The sequence below is a fragment of the Mycobacterium sp. genome (genome assembly GCF_032161845.1).
Taxonomy (GTDB): domain Bacteria; phylum Actinomycetota; class Actinomycetes; order Mycobacteriales; family Mycobacteriaceae; genus Mycobacterium.
The window spans coordinates 1-2,829 of the sequence record NZ_JAVRQA010000245.1 but is presented as its reverse complement, the minus strand read 5'-3'; the positions used below and the strand labels follow the sequence as shown (position 1 = coordinate 2,829).

The 2,829-nt window shown below is 68.1% G+C and carries 3 protein-coding genes and 1 pseudogene; all 4 read left to right on the top strand.

Features of this window, described 5'->3' with window-relative positions; genetic code table 11:
• Nucleotides 1-316 (top strand): annotated as a pseudogene (locus QOD90_RS14190) (alpha/beta hydrolase); the annotation flags it as partial.
• Complete coding sequence (locus QOD90_RS14185; protein ID WP_526350718.1) at nt 316-1,518, top strand: CaiB/BaiF CoA transferase family protein; 1,203 nt, start codon at nt 316-318, stop codon at nt 1,516-1,518. The pseudogene QOD90_RS14190 and the gene QOD90_RS14185, both read left to right, overlap by 1 nt.
• Nucleotides 1,515-2,426 carry a hydroxymethylglutaryl-CoA lyase gene (locus tag QOD90_RS14180; RefSeq protein WP_526350716.1) on the top strand — a complete coding sequence of 304 codons (912 nt, stop codon included), beginning with the start codon at nt 1,515-1,517 and terminating at the stop codon, nt 2,424-2,426. The genes QOD90_RS14185 and QOD90_RS14180 overlap by 4 nt, the downstream gene beginning before the upstream one ends.
• A gap of 5 nt (nt 2,427-2,431) precedes the next feature.
• A partial coding sequence (locus tag QOD90_RS14175; RefSeq protein WP_526350714.1) for a TetR/AcrR family transcriptional regulator occupies nt 2,432-2,829 on the top strand: 398 nt, incomplete at its 3' end.

Genomic DNA, 2,829 nt, shown 5'->3' with positions numbered 1-2,829 from the left:
ACCCGTCGGCCTCGCACGGTTCTGCACCCTGCGCAGTTGGCTGTCGCAGTGGAGCTACGACGACGCCAACGGCGACGCCGTCGCCTGCGGGCCCGACATCGCCGTGCCCGCACTCGTGATCGGCAACCTCGCCGACGATGCCTGTACGCCGAGCCACACCCGCAGGCTGTTCGCGGCCATCGGCCATCCCGACAAGGAGATGCACGAGATTCCTGGGGCCAACCACTACTACTCCGGACCCGATCAGCGCGACACCCTGCGCCATGCCGTCGGCATCTGCACCGATTGGTTGCACCGCCACGGGTTCGGCCTCTGATGGCGACCGGGCCACTGGACGGCATCCGCGTCATCGAGGTCGGCACGCTCATCTCGGGCCCGTTCGCCGGCAGGCTCCTCGGCGACATGGGGGCCGAGGTGATCAAGATCGAGCCGCCGGGTGCTCCCGACCCGCTGCGCACGTGGGGCCAGGCCGAACTCGACGGCCACCACTTCTTCTGGACGGTGCACGCCCGCAACAAGAAGGCGATCACGCTCAACCTGCGGGCAGAAGCAGGCCGTGCCTTGTTTCTCGACCTGGTGGAACGGTCGGACATCATCGTCGAGAACTTCCGGCCGGGCACGCTGGAGAAGTGGAACCTCGGTTACGACGTCCTGAGCCAACGCAATCTGGGCATCATCCTGGTGCGCGTGTCCGGCTACGGCCAGACCGGCCCCGAAGCACACAAGGCCGGCTACGCGTCGGTGGCCGAGGCCGCCAGCGGCCTTCGACACATGAACGGCTTCCCCGGTGGGCCGCCGCCGCGGCTCGCACTCTCGTTGGGCGACAGCCTGGCCGGGATGTTCGCGGCACAGGGCGCGATGGCCGCGCTCTACCGCCGCACGGTCACGGGTGAGGGCCAAATCGTGGACGCCGCGCTGACGGAAGCGTGTCTAGCCGTCCAGGAATCGACGATCCCCGACTATGACGTCGGTGGCGTGGTGCGAGGTCCATCGGGCACCAGACTCGAGGGCATTGCACCGTCGAACATCTACCCGACCGCCGACGGCAGCTGGGTGGTGATCGCGGCCAACCAGGACACGGTCTTTCGTCGACTGTGCGCGGCGATGGTTCAGCCGGAGCTCGCGACGGACGACCGCTTCGTCAATCACGTTGCGCGCGGGCGCAATCAGGATGAGATCGACAAGATCATCGCCGCATGGGCCATCGAACGCCAGCCCGCCGACATCATCGCGACCCTCGGCGAGGCCGGAGTGATCAGCGGCCCGATCAACACGGTCGCCGAGGTGGTCACCGATCCGCAGCTGCTGGCACGCGGCATGATTGCCGACCACTTCGACGAGAGGGTCGGTCGAAACGTCAAGGGTCCGGGGGTCATTCCCGTGCTCTCCGAATCGCCCGGCACCATCCGCAACGCGGGCTCCGCCGAGCCCGGCCAGCACAACGCCGAGGTTTACGTCGAGCTGCTTGGCCGCTCCCCAGACGAGCTCGACGCGCTGCGCGCGGAGGGCGTGCTGTGACACTGCCGAAACACGTCACCATCCGCGAGGTAAGCCTCCGCGACGGATTGCAGATCGAGAACCCGATCCCCTTGGCGGCCAAGCTCCAACTGCTCGAGGCCGTGATCGCCACGGGTGTTCGCGAAGTCGAGGCCACCGCGTTCGTATCGCCGTCGAAGGTGCCCGCGCTGGCCGACGCGGCTGCGCTGGCGGCCGAGCTCCCCCGCCTCCGCGAGGCGCACGGGGTCGAGTTCTCCGCGCTGGTGGCCGGTCCCGGTGGTGCGGGCCGCGCGGTCGACGCCGGCATGGGGTCGATCGAGTACGTGGTCTCGGCCGCCGACGGACACAGCCAGGCCAACGTTGGACGGTCGACCGCCGACTCCACCCACATGATCGCCGACATCGCACGAATCGCCCACGAGCACGACGCCTCGATCGAGGTGATCATCGCGACCGCCTGGGACTGCCCGTTCGACGGGCCCACCGATCCCAGTCGAGTGCTGGACATCGCGTCGGCCGCCGTCGACATCGGCGTGGACCGCATCGCCATCGCGGACACCATCGGCACCACGACACCATTTCGGGTGACCGGTTTGGTCGAGCGCCTGCGACCGCTGATCGGCGACCTGCCGCTGGGCGCGCACTTCCACAACACCCGCGGCGCGGGACTGGCCAGCGCCTACGCCGCGGTGACCGCTGGCGTCACCCGCCTCGACGCGTCGGTCGGCGGCCTCGGCGGCTGCCCCTTCGCCCCCGGTGCCAGCGGCAACATCGCCACCGAGGATCTGGTGTACCTGCTGCGCGACAGCGGCATCAGCGTCGACGTCGACCTACAGGCCGCGATTCACGCAGCGGGCGTTGCGCGCGACGTCGTCGGCCACGACCTTCCCAGCGCACTGCTGCGCGCGGGCGATCGCATTCTGGGCTAACGGCCATGGCATCGGACACCTTGACGGCGAAGGGCCGTCAGACCCGTGACGCGATCGACGCGTCTGCTCGAAAACTGTTTGCCGAGAGAGGCTTTCACGGCACCACCCTGGCAGACATCACGTCGGCGGCCGGCCGCACGACGGCGTCGTTCTACCGCTACTACCGCGACAAGGAAGATCTGCTGGCCTCGCTGGCCCACTCGTTCCTGGTCGACGTCGTCATGCCGTCGGGGCTCACGGTGCATCTGCCCTCCTCGCCCGATGACCAGCAGTTCTTCACCGCGGTGGTGACGGGTTACTGGAACATGTTCAAGCAGAACATCGGCATCATGATTGCCGTCAATCAACTCACGGATACCGATCCGCGCTTCGCCGACGTGCAGAACGAGTTCCGACGCTTCGG

Excerpts from the sequence above, each read along its gene's own strand:
- QOD90_RS14185 (WP_526350718.1), top strand. The coding sequence starts at position 316 with ATGGCGACCGGGCCACTGGACGGCATCCGCGTCATCGAGGTCGGCACG.